General features: G+C 66.1%; 25 protein-coding genes. 13 read left to right on the forward strand and 12 right to left on the reverse strand.

Going from position 1 to position 22,511, the window contains the following annotated elements; translation table 11 throughout:
• Positions 1-225: 225 nt before the first annotated feature.
• The 5 genes from WG901_RS21225 (at position 226) to WG901_RS21245 (ending at position 6,543) form a co-directional block, all read left to right on the forward strand.
• Positions 226-1,257, forward strand: coding sequence for a glycosyltransferase family 2 protein (locus WG901_RS21225; RefSeq protein ID WP_339589131.1), 1,032 nt, complete (start codon positions 226-228; stop codon positions 1,255-1,257).
• Positions 1,254-2,780, forward strand: a complete 1,527-nt coding sequence (locus WG901_RS21230) for an oligosaccharide flippase family protein (protein WP_339589132.1) — start codon at positions 1,254-1,256, stop codon at positions 2,778-2,780. The genes WG901_RS21225 and WG901_RS21230 overlap by 4 nt, the downstream gene beginning before the upstream one ends.
• A complete protein-coding gene (locus WG901_RS21235) occupies positions 2,777-3,679 on the forward strand; it encodes a beta-1,6-N-acetylglucosaminyltransferase (protein WP_339589133.1) in 903 nt (300 codons plus the stop codon). The genes WG901_RS21230 and WG901_RS21235 overlap by 4 nt, the downstream gene beginning before the upstream one ends.
• 62 nt (positions 3,680-3,741) lie before the next feature.
• Positions 3,742-4,635, forward strand: a complete 894-nt coding sequence (locus tag WG901_RS21240; RefSeq protein ID WP_339589134.1) for a retroviral-like aspartic protease family protein — start codon at positions 3,742-3,744, stop codon at positions 4,633-4,635.
• A gap of 75 nt (positions 4,636-4,710) precedes the next feature.
• Complete coding sequence (locus tag WG901_RS21245; RefSeq protein ID WP_339589135.1) at positions 4,711-6,543, forward strand: ABCB family ABC transporter ATP-binding protein/permease; 1,833 nt, start codon at positions 4,711-4,713, stop codon at positions 6,541-6,543.
• Between the two features lie 6 nt (positions 6,544-6,549).
• On the opposite strand, the gene WG901_RS21250 is transcribed toward WG901_RS21245, so the two are convergent.
• The 4 genes from WG901_RS21250 to WG901_RS21265 form a co-directional block, all read right to left on the reverse strand.
• Positions 6,550-6,750: a DUF1737 domain-containing protein gene (locus WG901_RS21250; RefSeq protein ID WP_339589136.1), complete on the reverse strand. Its 201-nt coding sequence runs from the start codon at positions 6,748-6,750 to the stop codon at positions 6,550-6,552.
• Positions 6,751-6,795: 45 nt separating this feature from the next.
• The gene (hslU, locus tag WG901_RS21255) at positions 6,796-8,097 is read right to left on the reverse strand and encodes an ATP-dependent protease ATPase subunit HslU (RefSeq protein ID WP_339589137.1); all 1,302 of its coding nucleotides are present in this window, start codon (positions 8,095-8,097) and stop codon (positions 6,796-6,798) included.
• A gap of 13 nt (positions 8,098-8,110) precedes the next feature.
• Positions 8,111-8,677, reverse strand: coding sequence for an ATP-dependent protease subunit HslV (gene hslV / locus WG901_RS21260; protein WP_339589138.1), 567 nt, complete (start codon positions 8,675-8,677; stop codon positions 8,111-8,113).
• 64 nt (positions 8,678-8,741) lie between these two features.
• A complete protein-coding gene (locus tag WG901_RS21265) occupies positions 8,742-9,236 on the reverse strand; it encodes an outer membrane protein assembly factor BamE (protein WP_339589139.1) in 495 nt (164 codons plus the stop codon).
• A gap of 184 nt (positions 9,237-9,420) precedes the next feature.
• Here WG901_RS21265 and WG901_RS21270 point away from each other — a divergent pair, with 184 nt between their 5' ends.
• On the forward strand, positions 9,421-9,939 hold the full coding sequence (locus tag WG901_RS21270; protein ID WP_339589140.1) for a ubiquinol-cytochrome C chaperone family protein: 519 nt from the start codon (positions 9,421-9,423) through the stop codon (positions 9,937-9,939).
• On the forward strand, positions 9,936-10,439 hold the full coding sequence (locus WG901_RS21275) for a YceD family protein (protein WP_339589141.1): 504 nt from the start codon (positions 9,936-9,938) through the stop codon (positions 10,437-10,439). The genes WG901_RS21270 and WG901_RS21275 overlap by 4 nt, the downstream gene beginning before the upstream one ends.
• Positions 10,440-10,476: 37 nt before the next feature.
• Here the strand turns inward: WG901_RS21275 and ssb are convergent, their stop codons facing one another.
• The 5 genes from ssb to WG901_RS21300 form a co-directional block, all read right to left on the reverse strand.
• Positions 10,477-11,043: a single-stranded DNA-binding protein gene (gene ssb / locus WG901_RS21280; protein WP_339589142.1), complete on the reverse strand. Its 567-nt coding sequence runs from the start codon at positions 11,041-11,043 to the stop codon at positions 10,477-10,479.
• 89 nt (positions 11,044-11,132) lie between these two features.
• A complete protein-coding gene (gene feoB, locus WG901_RS21285; protein ID WP_339589237.1) occupies positions 11,133-12,974 on the reverse strand; it encodes a ferrous iron transporter B in 1,842 nt (613 codons plus the stop codon).
• 11 nt (positions 12,975-12,985) lie between these two features.
• Positions 12,986-13,243 (reverse strand): FeoA family protein, encoded by a 258-nt coding sequence (locus WG901_RS21290; RefSeq protein ID WP_339589143.1) that lies wholly within the window; start codon positions 13,241-13,243, stop codon positions 12,986-12,988.
• A 66-nt stretch (positions 13,244-13,309) separates the two neighbouring features.
• On the reverse strand, positions 13,310-13,969 hold the full coding sequence (locus WG901_RS21295; RefSeq protein ID WP_339589144.1) for a COQ9 family protein: 660 nt from the start codon (positions 13,967-13,969) through the stop codon (positions 13,310-13,312).
• Positions 13,970-13,971: 2 nt separating this feature from the next.
• Entirely contained in the window at positions 13,972-14,604 is a 633-nt protein-coding gene (locus WG901_RS21300; RefSeq protein WP_339589145.1) for an ankyrin repeat domain-containing protein, read from the reverse strand.
• 79 nt (positions 14,605-14,683) lie between these two features.
• On the opposite strand from WG901_RS21300, the gene WG901_RS21305 reads away from it, so the two are divergent.
• Genes WG901_RS21305 through WG901_RS21330 form a run of 6 tightly spaced genes read left to right on the forward strand, consistent with a single transcriptional unit; the run spans position 14,684 to position 18,545 of the window.
• A complete protein-coding gene (locus WG901_RS21305; RefSeq protein WP_339589146.1) occupies positions 14,684-15,313 on the forward strand; it encodes an SCO family protein in 630 nt (209 codons plus the stop codon).
• Positions 15,301-15,759 (forward strand): YcgN family cysteine cluster protein, encoded by a 459-nt coding sequence (locus WG901_RS21310; RefSeq protein ID WP_339589147.1) that lies wholly within the window; start codon positions 15,301-15,303, stop codon positions 15,757-15,759. Before WG901_RS21305 ends, WG901_RS21310 begins: the two co-directional genes overlap by 13 nt.
• Entirely contained in the window at positions 15,752-16,477 is a 726-nt protein-coding gene (locus WG901_RS21315) for a M48 family metallopeptidase (protein ID WP_417603886.1), read from the forward strand. Before WG901_RS21310 ends, WG901_RS21315 begins: the two co-directional genes overlap by 8 nt.
• Positions 16,478-16,510: 33 nt before the next feature.
• Complete coding sequence (locus WG901_RS21320) at positions 16,511-16,969, forward strand: hypothetical protein (RefSeq protein WP_339589149.1); 459 nt, start codon at positions 16,511-16,513, stop codon at positions 16,967-16,969.
• Positions 16,966-17,943, forward strand: a complete 978-nt coding sequence (ribD, locus tag WG901_RS21325) for a bifunctional diaminohydroxyphosphoribosylaminopyrimidine deaminase/5-amino-6-(5-phosphoribosylamino)uracil reductase RibD (RefSeq protein WP_339589150.1) — start codon at positions 16,966-16,968, stop codon at positions 17,941-17,943. The genes WG901_RS21320 and ribD overlap by 4 nt, the downstream gene beginning before the upstream one ends.
• Positions 17,928-18,545 (forward strand): riboflavin synthase, encoded by a 618-nt coding sequence (locus tag WG901_RS21330; protein WP_339589151.1) that lies wholly within the window; start codon positions 17,928-17,930, stop codon positions 18,543-18,545. The genes ribD and WG901_RS21330 overlap by 16 nt, the downstream gene beginning before the upstream one ends.
• Here WG901_RS21330 and WG901_RS21335 read toward each other — a convergent pair.
• From WG901_RS21335 to WG901_RS21345, 3 genes are read right to left on the reverse strand one after another with little or no spacing between them, the layout of a single operon-like run.
• Positions 18,542-19,084, reverse strand: coding sequence for a GNAT family N-acetyltransferase (locus tag WG901_RS21335; RefSeq protein WP_339589152.1), 543 nt, complete (start codon positions 19,082-19,084; stop codon positions 18,542-18,544). The genes WG901_RS21330 and WG901_RS21335 overlap by 4 nt on opposite strands.
• The gene (locus tag WG901_RS21340; RefSeq protein WP_339589153.1) at positions 19,085-20,263 is read right to left on the reverse strand and encodes an amino acid aminotransferase; all 1,179 of its coding nucleotides are present in this window, start codon (positions 20,261-20,263) and stop codon (positions 19,085-19,087) included.
• Between the two features lie 56 nt (positions 20,264-20,319).
• Positions 20,320-22,452 (reverse strand): TonB-dependent receptor, encoded by a 2,133-nt coding sequence (locus WG901_RS21345; RefSeq protein ID WP_339589154.1) that lies wholly within the window; start codon positions 22,450-22,452, stop codon positions 20,320-20,322.
• Between the last annotated feature and the right edge of the window lie 59 nt (positions 22,453-22,511).

Consider the following 22,511-nt stretch of genomic DNA (forward strand, 5'->3'; position numbering starts at 1 on the left):
ACCCTTTTTGCAGATTTGTTGCACTTTCCTGAAAAACCATTTCTTTTCATATGTTTACTCTAGAGTAAGTCCGTCTAACGCCGGAATCGGCATCGAATCGTCGCGATCGCGGCCCGAAATGAGGGCTCGCGCTCAACACCGATTTTTTACCCGCACGCGCTAAGCCCCACTCTGCCTATCCGCGCCCGCGTGGTGTGGGGAATCAGTTCAGGAATACGCGAAGACATGGCCAACCCGGCGATCACCGTTGCAATGAGCGTCTATAATGGCGAGCGCTTTCTCCTGCCCGCCATCGAAAGCGTTCTGGCCCAGACCTTCACCGATTTCGAATTCCTGATTCTCGATGACGGATCCCGCGACGGCACGCGCGCCACCGTCGAAGCGATGGCCGCCCGAGATTCGCGCATCCGGCCGATCGTTCGGGAAAACCGCGGCTTGGTCGCCAGCCTCAACCAGATGATCGACGAAGCGCAGGCACCGCTGATCGCGCGGATGGATGCCGACGACATCTGCATGCCCGAGCGCTTGGCCAAGCAGGTCGCTTTCATGGCCGAGCATCCCGACTACGGCGTCGTCGGATCCTGGTGCGACGAGATCGATGCGAACGATGAGCCCTGGCCGGTCACCAACACCGGTCCGCATCATCCCGCCAATCACGAAGACTTCCTGATCGCCATAGACAAAGGCTGGCCCCTGCTGTGCCATCCGGCGGTTATGTTCCGCCGCGACCTTGTGCTGTCGGTTGGCGGCTATCACGGCGCGTTCCGGCACTGCGAGGATCTGGACCTGTGGTTGCGCCTCGCGTCCATAACGCGACTGGCCAGCATTCCCGAGCCGCTGATCCGGTATCGCCATTACGACGAGCAGGTCTCCAGCCGCCATGCGACCGAGCAGCAAATCGGTGCCGCCATAGCCAAGCTGGCCTATTACGAGCGCCTCGCCGGGCGCCCCGATCCCACCGAAAATCTGGAGCGGCTTCCCGGAACCGAAAATCTCGATGCCTTGTTCGGCCGCGAAGGCGTCGGCCGCGAGGTCCGCGCGCAAGTCGCACCTGGATTGCTCTACTCGAAGGCAGGACTGCGTGACCACGGCTTCGAACTGTTGTTGCGCTATCTGAGCGAAGGCGGAAGCCACAGCGGCATGTGGCGCACGGTGGTGCGGCTGGTCCGCTTCGGCGAGCCGGCGCGCGCCGCGCGCCTTGCATTGCGCCTGGCATCTTCGCTGACCCCCAGCGCCCAGGCAGCTGGACCGGCATGATTACTGCTTCCGACATTGACACGCCCGCAGGTTCCCGGCCCGAGCGCGAGCCGGCGCGGATGAGTGTTCGGCACGCTGCACTGTGGTCGGTGAGCGGCCAGTACATCGGCTTCGTCCTGCAGTTTGCCAGCTCCGTCATCATTTCCCGCTTCTTCCTCAAACCTGCGGAAATAGGGCTTTTCTCGATCGCGCTCGGCGCAGCCATGCTGATCGCGATCCTGCAGGATTTCGGGCTGACCCGGTATATCGCCAATCTCGATCATCCGGACGAAACCGAAATCCGCCGCTGTTCCTCGGTAGCGCTGATCTTCGCTTTAGGCGTTGGCTTCCTGTTGGCGCTGGGAGCATGGCCGATCGCCGAGTTCTACGGCCACGCCGGGCTCGCGAGGATCCTCCTGATCATCGCGGCAAGCTATCTCTTCGTGCCTTTCGCGATCGTCCCGACGGCCATGCTTTCGCGCGCGATGGCCTTTCGCGGTCTCTTTTTCGTCAATCTGGCCGCGACGGCCGTGCAGACTGGTGTCGCGATCGGACTGGCCTGGGCCGGCTATTCCGCCACGGCGCTGGCTTGGGCCATGGTCGCCGCGGCCTTGGTCAAGGCGGTCGTCGCGCAGGCTCTGCACCCGGCGCTACCCTTTCCATTGCGCTTCGACGGTTTACGACCGGTGCTGCACTTCGGCAGCCAATCGAGCACACTATTCGTGATCGGTGCGATCGGATCGCGATCGGCCGACCTAGTGATCGGCGCACTGCTCAGCCTCACCGCGACGGGGTTGTTCACCCGCGCGACGGGCCTTGCCAGCCAGCTGCGGGCGCTGATCTCGGGCGCAGCTTCCAGCGTGCTCTATCCCGCGCTCGCGAGACTTCAGCGCAACGGCGAGGCGCTGGGCGATCCCTACTTGCGCGTCGTGGCCTGTTTCACCGGTGCTGGCTGGCCGGCGATGGCCGGTCTGGCAATCGCCGCCGCGCCGACGGTGAACCTGTTGTTCGGCGCGCAATGGGCCGAGACAGCACCAATTCTCGTCTGGATCGCGCTGGGCGAAATCCTGTTCATCGCGCTTCCGCTGCATGTCGAATTGCCGATCCTGCGCGGGGCCCTCCGCCCGCTGATCGCGCGCAATATTGTCGACACGGTTGCTTCGCTGCTGCTGCTGATCATCGGCGCAAAGGTCTCTGTGGCCGCCGCGGCGCTCTCACGCGTGGGATATGGCGCGGTCTGGTTGCTGCTCTACACGGGCTTCGTCTGTCGGATGGCCGGGCTGCGACCGTCCAAGTTGGCCCCGATCTATCTATCGAGCGCGCTGGCCACGGCCGCGGCCGTCACCCCGATGGCCATCGCCGCGCTGACGCTGCCCAAATTCGCCTCCATCGGCTTCTTGCCACTCGCCGCGCTGGCCGGCAGCGGCGTCGTGCTGTGGTTGATCGCGCTGCGGCTGCTCGGCCATCCGCTGTATGAAGAATTCGCCCAGTTGTTGGGTGGCCTAGGTGCACGGCTGCGTCCAGCTTGGAGCGAGGCAGCATGAAATTCGCATACCTGATCATGGCGCATGCCGCCCCCGAGCAACTGCTCGCCTTGATCGAAAGGCTGGCGGCTGGCTCCGCCGAGAATCGCATCATCCTTCATCTGGACCGCCGCTCGTCGCTTTGGCGCGAGCATCGCGAGCGCTTCGCGTCGCTTCATTCCCGGCAGCTCGTTTTGATCGACCAGCCGGTGGCCGTGGTCTGGGGGCATGACAGCATCTGCGCGGCGCAAAGACTGCTGCTGAAAGCCGCGCTGACCGAAGGTTTCGACTATTGTCACCTGCTCAGCGGTGCGGACTGGCCAGTGGCCTTGCCCGGCACAATCGCCCGAGACATCGCCGCTTTCGAAGGACGCCGGCCGGCCTTCATCGATATTTACGGTGAAGAACAGTGCGAGCGCATGGAAGACTGGTGGTTCGATAGCCGCCCGCTGCGCCTTTCCGGCTTTCCGCGTATCAACGAGAACGTCAATCGGGCACAGACACGCGTCAGTTGGACCTTCTCGCGCTGGTATCGCGAACGCCAGCTGCAACGGCGACGCTATGCCGGTCTGCCATGGCTGAAAGGCAGCATGTGGTGGTCCCTACCCCACGATGTCGCCCACGTCGTTCACGCCGAAGTCACCGCGCTGGAGGCAAGCGGCCGACTGCGCTTCACCCAATGTCCAGACGAGCATGTCATCCCGACCGTTCTGGCCCGGCGCTTCCCGAACCGAATCGAGCCAGGTTTCCGCTACATCGACTGGAGTGCAGGCGGGTATCATCCCAAGGTCTTGCGGCAGGAAGACGAAGCCTCGATCGCTACCAGCGGCGCATGGTTCGCGCGCAAGTTCGACAGCACGACCGACGACTTCTTCCTGGCGCCTGAATCTTTCGGGCCGATCGCACAAGCCGCAGAGTAGCGATCGCTTCGCCTTCCCCAAGCAATGTGATAGAAGCGTGACATAATCATCGGAGAGGTGCGATGGCCGGCGCTGCCCTGGCTTTGCTCGCCTATGTGGCCTTCGTGACGATTCCCGCCGCGAGCGGCGCTCAGGACGCCAGCGAGGTCGAGGTCCTGCGCACGACGGCCGACTCCGCCGATCGGATGACCGTTCCCGTGCAGATCGGCGACAAGGGTCCCTACCGTTTCCTCATCGACACCGGATCGCAGAAGACCGCGCTGTCGACCGACCTCGCCCTTCGCCTCGCCCTGCCCGCTCACGACAAGCTGCGCATCGTAGGCGTCTCGGGCGCGCAGATCACCGATACCGCGGTGGTCGACGAACTCGCGCTCGGCCGCCGCTCGTTCTACGGGCTGACCGTCCTGCTGTTCCAGAGCGAGCATATGGGCGCCGACGGCATCGTCGGGCTCGACAGCCTGCAGAGCCAGCGCGTGCTGCTCGACTTCGCGCAAAGCCGCATGGCGGTGGGCGACGCCAAGACCCTGGGCGGCAATTCGGGCTACGATATCGTCGTCACCGCGCGGCGTCGCCTGGGCCAGCTGATCATGGCCCAGGCCGCCATCGACGGCATCAAGACCGACGTCATCATCGACACCGGATCAGACACCTCGATCGGCAATCGCGCGCTCCAGCGCGCTCTCGGCCGACGCGGGGCACTGGGCACGGCTGTGCTGACGAGCGTGACCGGGCAGGAGGCCACGGCCGACATGGGCTATGCGCGCGAACTCGCAGTCGGTGACGTCAACATCAAGAATCTGGTCATCGCCTATACCGACAGCCCGGCCTTCGACGCGCTGGGGCTGACGCGACGGCCAGCGCTGATGTTGGGCATGCGCGAGCTCAGACTGTTCAAGCGCGTTGCGATCGACTTCTCGACGCGCAAGGTCATGTTCGATCTGCCCAGCGGGTTTTAGGCTGGGGGGTTCAAGGCCGGAGGTTTTGAACCGCGTGGTCTTTAGTTTTCGCGCACGCTCTCTACATAGCCTGCGATGCCACCCGACAATCCGACCTCCGGCGAGAACGCGCGCCACGATGGCTGGCGCACGCTGCGCCGCTTCCTGCCCTATCTGTGGCCAGTAAATAACAGCGCATTGCGCTGGCGAATCGTCGCGGCCATCGTGATGATCCTTGCAGGCAAAGCGGTGACCCTAGGTCTGCCGTTCTTCTACAAGCGCGCGGTCGATCTGATGACGATCAAACCGGATCCCGCCCTTGGCCCGGCGCTGGGCCTCGCCCTCGCCTTCGTGCTCGCCTATGCGCTCGGCCGCTTCGCTTCGGTGCTGTTCGAGAACCTGCGCAACATCGTGTTCGAACGTGTCGGCCAGGATGCGACGCGGGCGCTGGCCGAGAACGTTTTCGCCCGGCTGCACAACCTGTCGCTGCGCTTCCACCTCGCACGGCGGACCGGCGAGGTCACCAAGGTGATCGAGCGCGGGACCAAGAGCATCGACGTGATGCTCTACTTCCTGCTGTTCAACGTCGCACCGACCGTGCTCGAGCTGATCGTCGTCGCGGCGATCTTCTATTTCCACTTCGGTTGGGGTCTCGTCGCCGCGACGGGCATAGCCGTGCTCGCCTATGCCGCGATCACGCGTTGGATCACCGAATGGCGCTCGGTCCTGCGCGAGAAGATGAACCGGCTCGACGGCCAGGCGATGAGCCGCGCAGTCGATTCGCTGCTCAACTACGAGACGGTGAAATACTTCAGCGCCGAACATCGCGAGCTCGAACGCTACAGCCAGGCGACGCGCGCCTATTCGGACGCCGCGGTGAAGAGCGAGAACTCGGTCGGCCTGCTCAACATCGCGCAAGCGCTCGTGGTCAATCTGCTGATGGGCGGGGCCATGGCCTATACCGTCTGGGGCTGGTCGCAGGGCAAATTCACCGTCGGCGACCTGGTCTTCGTCAACACCTACCTGGTCCAGCTATTCCGCCCGCTCGACATGCTCGGCATGGTCTATCGCACGATCCGCCAGGGTCTGATCGACATGGCCGAGATGTTCCGCCTGATCGACACCCCAGTCGAGGTCGCCGACGTCCCGAGCGCACCGGCGCTGGTGATCAAGCGGCCGACCGTGGTCTTCGACAACGTCGTGTTCGGCTACGAGCCCGACCGCACGATCCTCCACGGCCTCAGCTTCGAAGTGCCCGCGGGACAGGACGTGGCGATCGTCGGCCCTTCGGGCGCGGGCAAGTCGACGATCGCGCGGCTGCTGTTCCGCTTCTACGATCCGTGGTCGGGCCGCATCCTGATCGACGGACAGGACATCCGCGAGGTGACGCAGGCGAGCCTGCGCTGCGCGATCGGCATCGTCCCTCAGGATTCGGTGCTGTTCAACGACACGATCGGCTACAATATCGGCTACGGCCGCGACGGCGCGACGATCGCGGACATCGAGAAGGCCGCACGCGGCGCCGCGCTCAGCGGCCTGATCGACCGCCTGCCCAAGCGGTTCGAAACCGAAGTGGGCGAGCGCGGGCTCAAGCTGTCGGGCGGCGAGAAGCAACGCGTCGCGATCGCGCGGACCCTGGTCAAGAATCCGCCGATCCTGCTTCTCGACGAAGCCACCTCGGCGCTCGATACGCGTACCGAGCAGGACATCCTGGCGACCTTGCACGAGGTTTCGGAGAACCGCACGAGCCTGTCGATCGCACACCGTCTGTCGACGATCGCCGACGCAGATCGGATCTTCGTGCTCAACGAGGGCAAGCTGGCCGAGGCGGGCACGCATAACGAACTGCTGCGCGCGGATGGGCTCTACGCAGAAATGTGGAACCGGCAGGCGAGCGAAATCGAGGAATTGGGCGAGGCCGCGGAGTAGTCTCGTCTATTTGACGACGTCGGCGTCATGCCAGACCACCGCCTGTGCGACCTTCATTTCGCCGTTGAGCGAATCGAAGCTCATCGCCGGCGAGCCGTAAAGCCGCCAGCCCTGTTCGAGCGCCTCGGACACGCGATCGCAGAAGGCACGATCGTCTTTGCCGGTGAGCAGGCGGTAGATCGGCTTGTCGTCGGGAGGAATGGACATGGAGTTCTTTCAATTTCTCCCCGAGCAGAGCCCGGGGAGGAATGATCACAGAATATACTTCGACAGGTCGCTATCCTTGGCAAGGTCCTCGAGCTTGCCGCGGACATAGGCAGCGTCGATCTTGACGGTTTCGCCCATGCGGTCCTCGGCCTCGAAGCTCAGTTCCTCCAGCAGGCGTTCCATCACCGTCTGCAGGCGGCGGGCGCCGATGTTCTCGACGCTTTCGTTGACCTGCGCGGCGATCGTCGCGACCTCGCGGATCGCGTCCTCGGTGAAGTCCAGGGTCACCTGCTCGGTGGCGAGCAACGCCTTGTACTGGGCGATCAGGTTGGCGCGCGTCTCCGATAGGATCCGCACGAAGTCCTCCTCGCTCAGCGCCTTGAGCTCGACGCGGATCGGCAGGCGACCCTGGAGTTCGGGCAGCATGTCGCTGGGCTTGGCGAGGTGGAAGGCCCCGCTGGCAATGAAAAGCACGTGGTCGGTCTTCATCGGCCCATACTTGGTCGAAACCGTGGTGCCCTCGATCAAGGGCAGCAGATCGCGCTGAACGCCTTCGCGGGAGACCGAACCGCCACGCACGTCGCTAACGGCAATCTTGTCGATCTCGTCGAGGAAGACGATGCCGTTGGTCTCGGCGTTGGCCAAGGCGACGCGCGCGACGTCGTCCTGGTCCATGCGCTTTTCTGCCTCTTCGTCGACCAGCTTGTCCCAGGCGTCGGGCACCTTGAGCTTGCGGCGCTTGAGCTTCTGACCGCCGAAGGCCTTGCCCATCATGTCCGACAGGTTGATCATGCCGATCGAGCCGCCCATGCCGGGGATCTCCATCGGCATGTTGGGCGCGTCCTCGACCTCGATCTCGACCTCGGTGTCGTTCATCGCGTTCTCGGTCACACGCTGGCGGAACGACTGGCGCGTCGCTTCCGAGGCGCCCTCGCCCACGAGCGCGTTGAGCAGCCGCTCCATCGCAGCGTGCGAGGCAGCCTCGCGCACGGCCTCGCGGCGACGCTCCTTCTCAAGCCGGATCGCCTCTTCGACGAGGTCGCGCGCGATCTGTTCGACGTCGCGGCCAACATAGCCGACCTCGGTGAACTTGGTCGCCTCGACCTTGACGAACGGCGCGTCGGCCAGCTTGGCCAGACGGCGGCTGATCTCGGTCTTGCCGCAACCCGTTGGGCCGATCATCAGGATGTTCTTGGGCGTGACCTCGTCGCGCAGGTCGGCGCCCAGGCGCTGGCGGCGCCAGCGGTTGCGCAGCGCCACGGCGACCGCGCGCTTGGCATCGGTCTGGCCGATAATGTGCTCGTCGAGCGCGGCGACGATCGCCTTGGGAGTGAGTGAGTCTTTCAAGGGAATGTCCTGATCAGGAATCGATGGTCTCGACCGTCACGCGGTCGTTGGTGAAGACGCAGACTTCCGCCGCCACGGCCATGGCCCGGCGCGCGATCTTCTCGGCATCGTCTTCATAGTCGTCAAGCGCACGCGCGGCGGACAGCGCGTAGTTACCGCCCGAACCGATCGCGGTGATGCCGCCCTCGGGCTCGAGCACGTCGCCGTTGCCGGTAAGCACCAGCAAGGTCTCCTTGTCGGCGACGATCATCAGCGCTTCGAGATTGCGCAGGTATTTGTCGGTCCGCCAGTCCTTGGCGAGTTCGACCGCGGCTCGCATCAACTGGCCGCGATACTGTTCGAGCTTGCGTTCGAGCCGTTCAAAAAGGGTGAAGGCATCGGCCGTCGCGCCAGCGAAGCCGGCGATCACGTTTCCGCCCTCACCGATCCGCCGAACTTTACGTGCGTTCGGCTTCATGACGGTATTGCCCATCGAGACCTGACCGTCACCCGCGATGACGGTCCTGCCATTTTTCTTGACGCCGATGATCGTCGTCCCGTGCCACTGGATCAGGCCGTGGCTCGCCCCGCTATTGTCCATGAGGCCGGATATGGGGCGCTGAGAATGGGCGTCAAGAGACGCAGGAAATCAGCTGCCGTCCGGATCAGCTTCCGTTGGGGCCGGGGCCCGCCGGACCGGCACCGCCGCCCGCGCCGGGAACGCCGACCGCGCCGATATTGCCGAACAGATCCTCGATGAAGCTACGCTCGCGGCCCAAGGTCGGCGTGACCTTGCCGTCGGGGCTCAGGCGCGCCACCTTCTCCATGCCGGCGCGATCGATCGCAGCGACGTTGCCCGTCGGATCGAAACGCACGCGGAGCACGGTCTGCTGATAGGTCTTGGGGCGCTTGAACGCCGCCTGCTTGGTATCGACCGAAACGTAGTACCAGTCCTGCGCGCCGAACTGGCTGACCCAGGTCGGACGGCCGAGCGTCTTTTCCACCGAGGTGCGGTTGTCGACCTTCGGCTGGATCGAATCGACCAGAGCGGTGTCGACCAGATAGCCGCGGTGATCTCGGATCGACGAGCAACCGCCGGCCAGCACTGCCAGTCCGAGTGTCGCGGCTCCGAGCATCACCATCCGACCGTTCACGCGCATTGAGAAACTCCGATCTGGTGGCCTAGATGGCCCTGGGGCTGGTGAGCACGACATCTGATTGCCATATGCCCGTAGCCCCGTGTAACGGCGCAGCCTTAGGCTGCCGCGCTCGCCACCGCAATGGCGTTGCCCCGGGGCACTGGCTTTATCCGCTTGAATTGCCGCTGAACGAAAGGCTGCTCTCGTGAACCTGCTCTCCCGCCTCTTCAGCAACCGCCAGGATGCGCTGACGCCGCTGCGTCCGCTGTGGCACCGCGTGGTGGAAATCGCGCGCGAAAAGGCCTGGTATGCCGAGCATGGCATGGCCGACACCGTACCGGGCCGCTTCGACACGATCACCCTGGTCCTGGCGCTCGTCCTGTTGCGCATGGAGCGTGAGTCCGAACTGATGGAGCCTTCGGTGCGACTGACCGAGCTGTTCGTCGACGACATGGACGGACAACTGCGCCAGAACGGCATCGGCGACATCTTCGTCGGCAAGCATATCGGCAAGCTGATGGGCACGCTCGGCGGGCGCATGGGCGCGCTGCGCGAGGTGCTGCCGCAGGGCGACGCGGCCGTGGCCGAAATGCTCGCGCGCAACATGACCCTGATCGAGGGCGCGAAACCGATCCGCGTCGCGGTGGCCGCGCGCGCGCTCCAGGTGGCGCTCAACGCGACGTCGACCGAAGACCTTCTGGCCGGCCGGATCGCCGAACGATGAGCGAGTTCGCCCGCCCGTTCGACGTGCGCCAGCTCGATCACCGCGCCGTCAAGCTCGTCGCCGACGCCGCGGAGCGCCAGGCCTTGGCCAAACGCTTCGACATCGTGCGGATCGATCGGATCGAGGCCGAAGTCGTGCTCGAGCGCGACGGTGAGGCCTTGAATGCCAAAGGCACGCTGGAGGCCGACATCGTCCAGGCCTGTGCGGTTTCGGCCGAGGACCTGCCCGTCGCGATCCGCGAACCGCTGGCCTTCCGCTTCGTGCCGGCCGGCGCTGGGCATGCGCCCGATGAGGAAGTCGAATTGGATGAAGACGAGCTCGACGAGATCGAGTTCAGCGGCACGACGGTCGATCTCGGCGAAGCCGTGGCGCAGAGCGTCGCTCTGGCGATCGATCCGTTCCTGACCGGCCCCGAGGCCGATGCCGCGCGCGCGCTGCTAAAGGACGAGGATGTGAGCCCGTTCGCGGCGCTCAAGGGTTTGAAGCTGGGTAAGGATTGACCGTCATCCCCGCTTGCGCGGGGACGACGCAATGCCCTCAGAACGGAATGTCGTCGTCGAGATCGTCGGCGAAGCCACCGGCGCCGCCGCGCGAGCCACCACCCGAGGAACCGCCCGAAGAGCCGCCACCCCAGTCGCCGCCACCGCCGCCGGACCGCCCGCCGCCGTAGCCGCCGCCCGAGGACCGGCCACCGCCGCCCATGCCGCTGTCATCGAAGCCGCCGCTGCGACCGCCACCGCCGCCGCCAGCACCCGGGGCGCCGTCGAGCATCGTCAGCACGCCGTTCATGCCGACCGAGATCTCGGTCGTGTAGCGGTCGTTGCCCGACTGGTCCTGCCACTTGCGCGTGCGCAGCTGACCCTCGATGTAGATTTTGCTGCCCTTCTTGAGGAAGCGCTCGGCGACGCCGACCAGACCTTCGGACTGGAGGACGACCGAATGCCACTCGGTGCGCTCCTTGCGCTCTCCGGTGTTCTTGTCCTTCCAGTTTTCCGAGGTGGCGATGCGCAGATTGGCGATGCGCCCGCCGTTTTGGAACGACTTCACCTCAGGATCGGCACCCAGATTGCCGATCAGGATGACCTTGTTGACGCTGCCTGCCATCGAATCACTGTCCTTTGAATTTCGAGGCTCGGAGGTAATACCTGCGCCGGGCGGCTGCTAGACCGCGCGGTGCGCTTTTCACCGACGAGCTACAGCCCCGCCCATACCGCGGTCCAGTAGGTCACCCCCGCCGCGACGTAGGCCATGGCGAAGAGGTAGGCCAACATGAACACCGGCCATTTCCAGCCGTTGGTCTCGCGCCGCGCGACGGCGATCGTCGAGAGGCACTGCGGCGCAAAGACGAACCAGGCGAGGAAGGCCAGCGCCATAGGCAGAGTCCAGCGCGACTTGAGCCGATCGCCGAGTTCCATCGCCTGCGCGTCCTCGTCGGTCGCCCCGACCGCATAGGTCGTCGCCAGCGCCGAGACCGCGACTTCGCGTGCGGCCATCGCCGGTATGATCGCCAGCGCCATCTCGTGGTTGAAGCCGATCGGCCGCACCACGACCTCGAGCCCGCTGGCGATCCGCCCGGCGATCGAGACCTCGAGCTGGCTCTGCCCTTCGCCGGCGCGCGGGAAGCTCAGCAGCATCCAGAGCACCACGGTGATCGTGAAGATGATCGTGCCCGCGCGGCGCAGGAATATCCAGGCGCGCTGCATCAGCCCGATCGCCAGATCCTTGATCCGCGGTAGCTGATACTTGGGCATTTCCATGATGAAACCGCTGGCCTTGCCCTTGGTCACCGAGCGGCGGAGGATCAGCGCGACGACCATGGCGCCGACGATTCCGGCCAGGAACAGCGCGAACAGCACCAGCCCTTGCAGACCGATGCCTGGTCCGACCGTGCGGTTGGGAATGAAGGCGGCGATGATCACGGCATAGACCGGCAGGCGCGCCGAACAGGTCATCAGCGGGGCGATCAGGATCGTCGTCAGCCGGTCCTTGGGATCGGTGATCGAGCGCGTCGCCATGATGCCTGGGATCGCGCAGGCGAAGCTCGACAGCAGCGGGATGAAGCTGCGGCCCGACAGCCCGACGAAGGCCATGAGCCGATCCATGATGAAGGCCGCGCGCGCCATGTAGCCCGAGGCTTCCATCACCAGGATGAAGAAGAACAGGATGATGATCTGCGGCAGGAAGACCACGACCGAGCCGACGCCGTTGATCACCCCGTCGACCAGGAAATCGCGCAGCAGGCTCTCGGGCAGAGCGGCCTGCACTGCATTACCCATCGCCGCGGCCGTGTCCTCAAGCGCGCCGACGAAGGGATCGGCCCAGGCGAAAACCGCCTGGAACACAACGAACATCAGCGCGAGGAAGATTGCCGGGCCGAACCAAGGGTTCAGCAGCACCCGGTCGAGCCGGGCATGCAGCGCGTGAGTCGCGGTTTCCGAGACGATCGCCGCATCGGCGATGGCATGGGCGGTAACGCGCCGCTCGGTCTGCGTGATGTGCGCGTGCTGAGGCTCGGGCGCACGCTCAGGTGCCGCCTCGATCGCCGCGGAGAGTTCAGCTAGACCGCGGCGGCGCACAGCGACCGTCGGGATCACCGGCACGCGCAGCGCCTGCTCTAGCGCCCTGGGATCGATCACCAGCCCGTCGCGCTCGGCCAGGTCGATCATGTTGAGCGCGACCACGGTGGGTTTGCCCAGCGCGATCACCTCTTGCGCGAAGACGAGATGCTGTTCGAGGTTCGAGGCGTCGAGCACGATGACCAGCACGTCGGGCGAGGCCTCGCCCTCGTGCTTGCCGAGGATGACCTTGGCGGTCACCTCCTCGTCGGGGCTTGTGGCATGGAGACCGTAGGAGCCCGGCAGATCGGTCAGTTCGATCGGCTGGCCGTCGGGCAGCACGAGGCGGCCCGACTTGCGCTCGACGGTGACGCCCGGATAGTTGGCGATCTTCTGGCGCGCGCCGGTAAGGGCGTTGAACAAGGCGCTCTTGCCGGCATTGGGATTGCCGACGAGCGCGGCACTGCGATGCCGGGTCACTGCATGGACGTTCACTGCTCGAGCACCTCCACGCGCATGGCCTGGGCATGAACGCGGCGCAGCGCCACCGTCATGCGGCCGACCATGATCGCGAGCGGATCGGCCCCGCCGAATACGCCGCGATGCGAGACCGCGACGCGCGCGCCTTCGTCGATTCCCAGTGCGCGCAGGCGCTGCGCTTCCTCATCGACCAGTTGCGACCAGTCGACCGCGACGATGCGGGCTCGCCGGCCGACCGGGAGCAGATCCAAGGTGTTGCTTTCGCTCATTCGAGGGTCGCTGCCAGATTGCATGCGTTTTTGCAACTGGTTCGCAATATGACAAATTGTGTCCGCTCAGCGCGCCGGATAGCGCAGCCTTCCGAGGAACCGCGCCACGCTGAAATGCTCGACCTCGGGGCGCAGGATCTGCGTCTTGAACTTCTCGAAACGACCGATTCCGGCGAGCCGGCGATCGAGGAAGGCCAGCGTCTCCGCCTTGCCCTCGCTCTTGTCATCGACGAAGACCGCGAGCGTCGCGGCGTAGACCGCACCGAGCGTCGCACGCTTGGTATAGTGGTTGTAATCGGTCGCGGTGTCGCCCGCGAGCCGCCACATGGAATCGGCGCTTTCCCAGCCGAGCTTGAGCGAACGTGCCGCGTTCTGCGGCATGGCCATGATCGCCAGCGCGCGGCGCAGCGCCTCTTCCATGCCGGCAATCGCCTCGAGCCTGAACACCAGAAGCTGTCGCACGCGCTTGTGCACGGGCAGTTCGGCGAGGGATTCGGGCGGAAACTTCGCGAACATCGCTGCGTCGACCGAGGCGATCCAGGCCGAGATCAGGTCCATCGGTCCGTCGGGAAAGGCATAGGCGGCAACGTCGGGATCGACGCCGGCCTGCGCCGCCGCGCCGGCAACGGCCTCGGCGCTCCAGCCGTCGAACACCGCAGCCTGGGCGATCCGCGGCGCCAGCGCGAGCCGCAGTTCGTCGACGGTCAGGTCATCGGCAAGGGTCATCGTCAGAACGAGGGGCCATAGACACGGCCCGAGGCGGCGCGCTGCGCGCCCGGCTTGGTATTCGCCTCGATCTCCGCGATCATGGGGCCGGTACGTCCCTCGATCGTGGCATAGTCGCGCGCCGAACGGCCCGAATTATCCTTGCGATCGGGATTGGCGCCGGCCTTGAGCAGGATCCGCATCATACCGATGTCGCGACGGTGCACTGCCGAGATCAGCGGCGTCTCGCCGGCATCGTTGGGCTCGTCCACCCGCGCCTTGCTCGCGACCAGCACGTCGATGCCCTCGACGAAGCCCAGGCTCGTCGCGAGTTGCAGCGGCGTCACGCCGCGCGCGTCGCGCGCGTTGACGTTGGCGCCCTTGCCGATCAGGAAATTCATCCAGGTGAGATCGCGGCGCTGGGTGACGATGTGCAGCGCAGTCTGCCCACTGGTGACATCACGCGTGTTGACGATCGTCGAGCCGGGCTCGTTGATCGCCTCCTCGACCTTGGTGCCGTCCTTCTTGCGGACGGCCTCGAGGAACTTGAAGCCCGCCGAGAACTGCGCCTGTGCGGGGCTTGCCACCAGCGCCCCCGCGAGCAGCGGCACCAGGACGCCGAGCATCCGTCCCCGCCACTTGCCTGCCTTGATCACCCTGTTATCTCCTGCTGAGCGGCGCGTGCGGCTTCCCGATCGCGCCAACTCGTCCTTGCGAAGCACGGTTTAGCAGAGCATGAACCGCCACGCCATGATCAAGACATTTCGCGGACTCACCGCGCTTTTCCTGCCGCTCGCGCTGCCCCTCGCCCTTGGCGCCTGCAGCGGCGGCGGTTCCCCGCAGCAGACCGCCCAGCGCCCGCCGCTCGAAGGGGCCGCGATCGGCGGGCCTTTCACGCTCGTCGACAAGACCGGCAGGGCCGTGTCGTGGAGCGACTTCGACGGCAAGTACCGGATCATCTACTTCGGCTACAGCTTCTGCCCCGATGCCTGCCCGGTCGACGTGCAGAAGATGATGCAGGGCTTCGCGCTGTTCGAGAAGGCGCAGCCGCAACTCGCAGCGCAGGTCCAGCCGATCTTCGTGACGATCGATCCCGCGCGCGATACGCCCGAGATCGTCGGCGAATTCGCCGCCGCCTTCTCGCCGCGGCTGCTCGGCCTGACGGGGACCCAGGCGCAGATCGACGCGGCGGCCAAGAGCTTCGCGATCTATCACGCCAAGGGCAAGGAAACCCCTGGCGGCTACCTTATGGATCACAGCCGCACGGCCTATCTGATGGGGCGCAAGGGCGAGGCGATCGCCATGCTGCCGGTCGATAAGACCAAAGAGGACGTCGCCGCGGAACTGGCGAAATGGGTGAAGTAAAGCCCGCAAAGTTCTGGGAACGCCCGCTCGCTTCGCTCTCACGCACCGAATGGGAGGCGCTCTGCGACGGCTGCGGCAAGTGCTGCCTGCACAAGGTCGAGGACGAGGACACGGGCGAGGTCTATCCGACCAACGTCGCCTGCAAGCTGCTCGATCTCGGCACCGCGCAGTGCAAGGACTACAAGCACCGCCGCGCCTTCGTGCCCGACTGCCTGCGGCTGACGCCGCGCCTGGCAGGCAAGCTCGACTGGCTGCCCGACACCTGCGCCTATCGCCTGCGCGCCGATGGCGAGCCGCTGCCGCCCTGGCATTATCTCGTCAGCGGCGATCGCCAGGCGGTGCACAGCGCAGGCGCCTCGATCGTCGGCAAAGTGGTGAGCGAAGAGGTCGCCGGACCCCTCGAGAACCACATCGTCTGGCCCGACGACGAAGATGACAATGCTTGACTGGCTGATGCGCAGCCCGCGCGAAACGCCGTCCATCGAGATTGCCGGGCAGGTCCTGCCGATCGTCGTGCGCCGGCTGGCACAGGCCAGGCGCATGACCCTACGCCTCGCGCCTGACGGCAGCGAAGTGCGCCTGTCGATCCCGCGCTGGGGCCGCACCGCCGAAGCAGTGGCTTTCGCGCGCGCGCGCCGCGACTGGCTCGAGAGCCAGCTCGCTGCGCTACCGCGCGCCCAGGCGCCAGCGCCCGACGGCATGCTCACCTATCGCGGCGCCGTACTTCGGATCGCGCATGATCCCGCCCGCCGCCGCAAGCCCGAACTCGCCGAGCGCACGATCATCATCGGCGGCCCCGCCGAATCTCTGCCCGCGCGGCTCAAGCGCTGGCTCGAGGGTGAAGCGCGCGCCGTCATGACCGAGGACCTTACGCATTACTGCGCGCTGGCCGGCAAGCCCATGCGCAAGCTCGCGCTCACGAGCGCACAGCGGCGCTGGGGCTCTTGCGGACCTGACGGAGCGATCCGGATCAACTGGCGGCTGATCATGGCGCCTGATTTCGTACGGCGCTCGGTCGTCGCGCACGAGGTCGCGCATCTCGTCCACTTCGACCATAGCCCGCGGTTCCATGCGCTGCTCGACGAATTGTTCGAGGGCTCGATCGACGAAGCCAATGCCTGGCTCAAGCGAGAAGGCCGCAAGCTCTACGCCGCGTTTGGCTAGCGCTCCGCAGCGCTAGCGCCTATCTAGCCCCCCATGGGTCTCATTCGGTCACGCAGCTTCCTCAGCCAGGTTTCCTCGCCGCGCGGCATGATCGCCGATTTCGCCGAGGTGTTCCGCCAGGCAGGCAGCAACCGCTGGCGCATCGGCGTCGCCGCAGCGATCTGCACGGTCGCCATCTTCTCGGTCATGTGGAACGAGGGCGGGCGCGGTCTGCCCAAGCCGCCCAAGGTTACCTACATCACGGTCTGGGACCCGCATCGCACCGAGGCCGAGATCGTGGCATCGAACATCGCCAACCAGCGCCGCAAGGAGCGTCTCGCCGCCGAGCAGGCCAAACGCGACGAGGACGTGCGCCAGATGTACAAGACGATCGGCCGCGCCAGCGGCATGGACGTCGACGCGATCGAGAAGCAGGCCAAGGCCGACCAGGCCGCCGAAGCCGCGCGCGAGCGCGCCAAGCTCAACCTCCCCAAGGACACGCCGAAACAGTGAGCGATGATGCGCGCTGGATGGCCGCGGCCGCGAGCTTGGCCGCGCGCGGACTGCCGCTGAGCCGGCCCAACCCTTCGGTCGGCGCGATTCTCGTTCGCGACGGCCGCGTCGTCGGGCGCGGTTGGACCCAGGCTGGCGGGCGCCCGCACGCCGAGGCCATGGCAATCGAGATGGCCGACGATTCCGCGCACGGCGCGACGCTCTACGTCACGCTCGAACCTTGCGCTCATGCCAGCCCGCGCGGCCCGGCCTGCGCAGATCTCGTCGCCGCGGCGGGCCTGGCGCGCGTCGTGCTCGGCTGTCAGGATCCCGATCCGCGTACCGCCGGCGCGGGCCTCGCGCGGATTCGTGCTGCCGGGATAGGCGCCGAACTTCACCCCTCGCCTGAAGTTACCGAGAGCCTGGCCGGCTATCTCACGCAACGCACGAAGAGCCGGCCACATGTAACTTTGAAACTAGCCACTTCGCTTGACGGCGGCATCGCCCTGGCCAGCGGCGAGAGCCAGTGGATCACCGGACCGGCCGCGCGCGCGCATAGCCATGTCCTGCGCGCGCGCGCCGATGCCATCCTCGTCGGCGGCGGCACTTTGCGTGCTGACGCGCCGCGGCTCGACGTTCGACTGCCCGGGCTCGAAGCGCGCAGCCCGCAACGCTGGGTGCTGACGCGCGGCGCCGCGCCCGAGGGCTGGCAGGCGCTGCCCTCGCCGCAGGCGATCGCCGGCATGGTAAACGTGCAATACCTCTTCGTAGAGGGCGGCGCCCAGACAGCGGCCGCCTTTCTCGCCGCGGACTTGGTCGATCGCCTCGTGATCTACCGCGCACCGATCATGATCGGCGGTGGCAAGCCAGGGGTCGGCGACATCGGCCTGGGCTCGCTCGCCGAGGCACACGACCGCTGGCACCTCATCGACCGCCGCCAGCTTGGCAGCGACACTCTGGAAGTATACGAGAACGCCCCATGTTCACCGGAATAGTCACCGCCGTCGGCACGATCCGCGAAGCCCGCCAGCAGGGCGACCTGCGCGCGGTGATCACCAGCCCCTTCGATCCCGCGGGAATCGCAATGGGTGCGTCGATCGCCTGCTCGGGCACCTGCCTGACCGTGGTCGACAAAGGCGGCATAGAAGGCGATTCCTGGTTCGCAGTCGACATCTCGGCCGAAAGCGTCGCGCGCACTGTGCCTGGGCGGTGGGAACAAGGCCGGCAACTCAACCTCGAACCCGCACTCAAGCTCGGCGACGAACTCGGCGGCCATATCGTCACCGGCCATGTCGATGGCGTCGGCGAAGTGCTGAGCGTGACCCCCGACGGCGATTCGCGGCGGATCGACTTCAAGATCGCGGCCGAGCTCGCGCCCTATCTTGCCGCCAAAGGCTCGATCACGATCGACGGCGTCTCGCTGACGGTCAACGAGGTCAGCGACCAGCCCGACGGCACCTGCCACTTCTCGGTCAACATCATCCCGCACACCGCCGAAGTCACGACGCTCGGCGCGCTGGCGGCGGGCAGCCAGGTCAATCTCGAGATCGACGTGCTGGCGCGTTATCTCCAGCGGATGCAGAGCTTGCGCGGCTAAGCGTTTAACGGACCTCGCGCAAAACTCTCGCGGTCGATTTCATATACGACATGCCGAACGAGGCCGCTGGCGGTCTCGACCACACTCGATCCGTTGGTCAGCCGCCCGCCGATCTTCTCCATCGCGCGGCGCGAGCGCACATTGTCTTCGCCCACACGAAACCGCGCGCGTGCGACGAAGTGCAGTGCGTGATCGAGCATGAGTCGTTTTAATTCAGGATTATAGGCACCAGACCAGTGGCTGCGTGCGAGGAAGGTCCAGCCGATCTCGACCGAACCTCCGTCGGCAGGATCGAAGCCCTCCCAGCGCGACGAGCCGACGATCGCGCCAGTGCTTTTGTCGATCACCGCAATGGCGCCGCCGCCGGCAAGCGCCTGATCGAAGAAGGCGCGGAACACCGGCTCCTGCCAGCGATCGTGCTGCGGGTGGACTTGCCAGATCAGCGGATCCGAAGCGACCGCGTAGAGCGCTGACCAATCGTCGGGACGCAGGGGACGGAGCAGCAGCCGATCCCCTTCGAGGACCGGCTGCCGGTCCATTTAGGACGTCACGTCCGCGGTGGCGGCGATGAACTTGTCGATGTTGCCGAGGGTCAGGCCGGCCACGTTGATGCGACCCGAGCCCGCGAAGTAGATGCCGTGCTTCTCGCGCATCGCCTGCACCTGTTCAGGGGTGAAGGGGATGATCGAGAACAGGCCGTTCTGGCCGCCAACCGGGGTCAGATCGACACCGCCAACCATGCCCGCCGCGGCGAGCTTGGCCCGGACTTGGCGCATGCGTTCACGCATCGTATCGAGCTCGTCGAGCCAGGACTTGGTCAGCGCCTCGTCCTCGAGGATCAGGCGGACCGCGGCGGCCCCGTGATCGGGCGGCTGCGACCAGTTGGCGCGCGCGAGGGCATAGGCGTTCGAGATCGGCACGCCGAGCTGCGAAGCTTCCGCCGCCATGATGTAGAGCGCGCCGACGCGATCGCGGTAGAGACCAAAGTTCTTATCGCACGAATAGGCGATCAGCGCCTCGGGCACCGAGACGAGCACGCGGCGCATGCCATAAGCGTCCTCTTCCATCCCCTGGCCCAGACCCTGGTAGGCGAGGTCGAGCACGGGCAGGATCTTCTTGCCGGCCAGCAGACCGGCGATCTCGTCCCAATGGGCATTGGTATAGTCGATGCCCGTGGGGTTGTGGCAGCACGACTGCAGCAGGAAGGCGTCGCCTTCGTCGGCCTCAGCGATCGCCGCGCGGATCGCCTCGATGTCGGCGGTGCCTTCGGGCGTCGCGTGGTTGAAGGTCTTGAGCTCGAGGCCCAGGTCCGCGCAGATCTGCGCGTGGTTCGGCCAGGAGGGCGTGCCCATCCAGATCCGCTTCACCTTAGCCTTGTGCACCACCGCCAGCGCCAGGCGCAGCGAGCCGGTGCCGCCTGGGGTCTGCATGCCCTCTATACGGCCGCCCAGCGACGGATCGTCCTTGCCGAAGACATAGGGCATCAGCTTCTCGACGAAGCCCATGTCGCCCTCGGGCCCGAGGTAGGCCTTGGTCTCCTGGCTCTCGACGAGATTCTTCTCGGCGGCCTTGATCGAGGCGAAGACGGGCGTGTCGCCCTGCCCCGTCTTGTAGACGCCGACGCCGAGATCGATCTTGTCAGCGCGCGGATCCGCGTTGTGGAGCTTGATCAGCGCGAGAAGCGCGTCGGCGGGCTGTCGCTGGAGGTTCGTAAGCATAACGGCGCGCCCTTAACCCCCGGGGGCGGCCGGGGGCAAGGGCTTTGGCCGCCTATTCAGAAATTCACCCGCGCCGTGACACGGATGTCGCGGCCGGCAAGCGGCGCGTAGTCCTTGAGCACCGAAGCGTGGCGGCGCGCATCGACATTGAAAATGTTGTTCGCCGACAGCGCCAGGGTCAGCGGGTGATCGAGCCCCCAAGGCCGCACGTTGAGCTCGGCATTGACCAGGGTGAAGCCGGGAGTGCGCGTCTCGAAGGGCGAGATGCGGTTCTGCGCGGTGACGTGTTCGACCTCGCCGCGCAGGTCGAATATCCGCGCCTTGTACGAGACCCCGCCGAGCACGCGCAGCGGCGGGATGCGCGGCGCCGGCCCCGAACCCTCGATCGTCGCGTGGACATAGTCGGCCAGGGCATCGACGCCGAGCTTGGCATCGCCGATCCGCGCAAGGACGAACGAGCCCTGCGCCTCGAAGCCGTAGTAGCGCGCGTCGGCCTGGCGGAACTGGTAGACGGGCAGGCCGTCCTCGATTGCGCCGGTCAGGTCCTGGTAGATGAAGTTCGAGAACCACGAGTGGTAGGCCGAGGCCTCGAAGGTGTAATTGTCGCCGCTGCCGCGCAGGATCGCCTCGACGCTCCAGGCGCGCTCGCTCTTGAACCCGGGATCGCCGATCTCGAAGGCTTCGGTGCCCGCGTGCGGACCGTTGGCGAAGAGTTCCTCGGCCGAAGGCGCGCGCTCGGTGCGCGAGGCATTGACGCCAAAGCGCCAGCCCGGCGCGAGCGCATAAGAGGCACCAAACGATCCCGAAAAGGCATCGAAGCGCCGCTCGCCGGTGAAGAACTGCGGCTGGTCCACGCCGGGCGCGGCACTGACCGTCGAATGCTCGAACCGCGCGCCGGCCTCGACCTTGAGCGCACCATAGTCGAGCTGCTGCAGGGTGAAGAGGCCGAGCTGTTGGGTCTTGTTCTTCGGCAGAAAGGCTTCGTCGCCAACCACGTCGAAATCGCGCGCAAAGAACTGCGCACCGGTGACGCCGCGCCAGGCCCCGCGCTTGGCCTGGGTCAGCTCGAGCCGGCCTTCGAGGCCCTTGTTGTAGAAGGCCGTGCCGATCGCACCGTCTTCCTCGAGCTCGAAATGGCTATAGTCGGCATAACCGAGCCGCAGCGCGATCTTGTCGATGACGTCGCCGCCGGCGTTGATCTCGGCACGCGCATCGACGCGGTCCTGCCTGAGGCTGATCCGCGGCGCTTCCTGCTCCTGCCCCGGCTGCGTCGCATAGCGCACGGGAATGCCATAGAGGCTGTCGTAGTGGCCATAGGATATGCCGATGCTGCCACCCTCGTCGATATAAGCGGCGCCGGCACCCGCGGCCCAGGTCTCGCTGGCGCTGTTGGGGAGCTTGCCGCGCACGGCGGCGTTGTCGGCGAAGCCCGAGGCCAGCGCCTCGGCCCGCAGCGCCGGCGACAGCGCATAGTCGCCGATCTTGAGATCGTCGGTCTTGGTGTAGCTGCCGTCGACATGGATCACCCAGCGCCCCGCCACGGGCACGTCGACCGCGCCCGCCACCGAGCGCTCGTTCGCCGCCGAACCGTAGGTCGCGAGCGCGCCGACATGAATCGCCTCGTCGGGCACGGTCACGGGAATACGCCGGTCGATGACGTTGACCACGCCGCCGATCGCCGAGGAGCCATAGAGCAGCGACTGCGGTCCGCGCAGGACCTCGATCCGCTCGGCCAGCAGCGGATTGACGACGGCCGCGTGGTCGGCCGAGGTGTTCGACACGTCGATCGCGCCGAGCCCGTCGGTCAGCAGCCGCACGCGCTCGCCCTGGAGGCCACGCAGCACGGGACGCGAGGCGGTCGGACCGAACGAGGTCGCGGAAGCGCCGGGCGTATGGGCCAGGGTCTCGCCGATCGACGGGCGCAGCGCCTGGGTCAGCGCCTCGGCCTGGACCACGGCGACACCGGAGAGCATGTCCTGCCGGGCGTTACGCAGCCCGCCGGTAACGACGATCTCGGTGCTCTTCTCGCGATGGAAGGCGGGTTCGCCGGTCTGGTCGGCATCGCCCGGCGGCGGCGCGGCATCCTGCGCCAGCGCGGCCACGGGGACCAGCAGAACGGACAAAGCAGCCCCGGCACCCAGAAGGGAACGCCGAAGCCGCGAATCGGTGTGATAATATATCGTCGCCATGAATCGCCGTTACGCCGGCACAGCTCATGTGACAATGTTACATTTATGAATTCGCCGTA

This window comes from Novosphingobium anseongense (assembly GCF_037482895.1).
GTDB lineage: Bacteria > Pseudomonadota > Alphaproteobacteria > Sphingomonadales > Sphingomonadaceae > Novosphingobium > Novosphingobium anseongense.

Excerpts from the sequence above, each read along its gene's own strand:
- WG901_RS21310 (WP_339589147.1), top strand. The coding sequence starts at position 15,301 with ATGGGTGAAGTAAAGCCCGCAAAGTTCTGGGAACGCCCGCTCGCTTCG.
- WG901_RS21340 (WP_339589153.1), bottom strand. The coding sequence starts at position 20,263 with ATGCTTACGAACCTCCAGCGACAGCCCGCCGACGCGCTTCTCGCGCTG.
- WG901_RS21230 (WP_339589132.1), top strand. The coding sequence starts at position 1,254 with ATGATTACTGCTTCCGACATTGACACGCCCGCAGGTTCCCGGCCCGAG.
- WG901_RS21240 (WP_339589134.1), top strand. The coding sequence starts at position 3,742 with ATGGCCGGCGCTGCCCTGGCTTTGCTCGCCTATGTGGCCTTCGTGACG.
- WG901_RS21290 (WP_339589143.1), bottom strand. The coding sequence starts at position 13,243 with ATGAGCGAAAGCAACACCTTGGATCTGCTCCCGGTCGGCCGGCGAGCC.
- WG901_RS21320 (WP_339589149.1), top strand. The coding sequence starts at position 16,511 with ATGGGTCTCATTCGGTCACGCAGCTTCCTCAGCCAGGTTTCCTCGCCG.
- WG901_RS21335 (WP_339589152.1), bottom strand. The coding sequence starts at position 19,084 with ATGGACCGGCAGCCGGTCCTCGAAGGGGATCGGCTGCTGCTCCGTCCC.
- WG901_RS21265 (WP_339589139.1), bottom strand. The coding sequence starts at position 9,236 with ATGCGCGTGAACGGTCGGATGGTGATGCTCGGAGCCGCGACACTCGGA.
- WG901_RS21275 (WP_339589141.1), top strand. The coding sequence starts at position 9,936 with ATGAGCGAGTTCGCCCGCCCGTTCGACGTGCGCCAGCTCGATCACCGC.
- WG901_RS21345 (WP_339589154.1), bottom strand. The coding sequence starts at position 22,452 with ATGGCGACGATATATTATCACACCGATTCGCGGCTTCGGCGTTCCCTT.
- ssb (WP_339589142.1), bottom strand. The coding sequence starts at position 11,043 with ATGGCAGGCAGCGTCAACAAGGTCATCCTGATCGGCAATCTGGGTGCC.
- WG901_RS21245 (WP_339589135.1), top strand. The coding sequence starts at position 4,711 with ATGCCACCCGACAATCCGACCTCCGGCGAGAACGCGCGCCACGATGGC.
- WG901_RS21225 (WP_339589131.1), top strand. The coding sequence starts at position 226 with ATGGCCAACCCGGCGATCACCGTTGCAATGAGCGTCTATAATGGCGAG.
- WG901_RS21250 (WP_339589136.1), bottom strand. The coding sequence starts at position 6,750 with ATGTCCATTCCTCCCGACGACAAGCCGATCTACCGCCTGCTCACCGGC.
- WG901_RS21295 (WP_339589144.1), bottom strand. The coding sequence starts at position 13,969 with ATGACCCTTGCCGATGACCTGACCGTCGACGAACTGCGGCTCGCGCTG.
- WG901_RS21235 (WP_339589133.1), top strand. The coding sequence starts at position 2,777 with ATGAAATTCGCATACCTGATCATGGCGCATGCCGCCCCCGAGCAACTG.
- hslV (WP_339589138.1), bottom strand. The coding sequence starts at position 8,677 with ATGGACAATAGCGGGGCGAGCCACGGCCTGATCCAGTGGCACGGGACG.
- WG901_RS21330 (WP_339589151.1), top strand. The coding sequence starts at position 17,928 with ATGTTCACCGGAATAGTCACCGCCGTCGGCACGATCCGCGAAGCCCGC.
- WG901_RS21315 (WP_417603886.1), top strand. The coding sequence starts at position 15,752 with ATGCTTGACTGGCTGATGCGCAGCCCGCGCGAAACGCCGTCCATCGAG.
- WG901_RS21305 (WP_339589146.1), top strand. The coding sequence starts at position 14,684 with ATGAACCGCCACGCCATGATCAAGACATTTCGCGGACTCACCGCGCTT.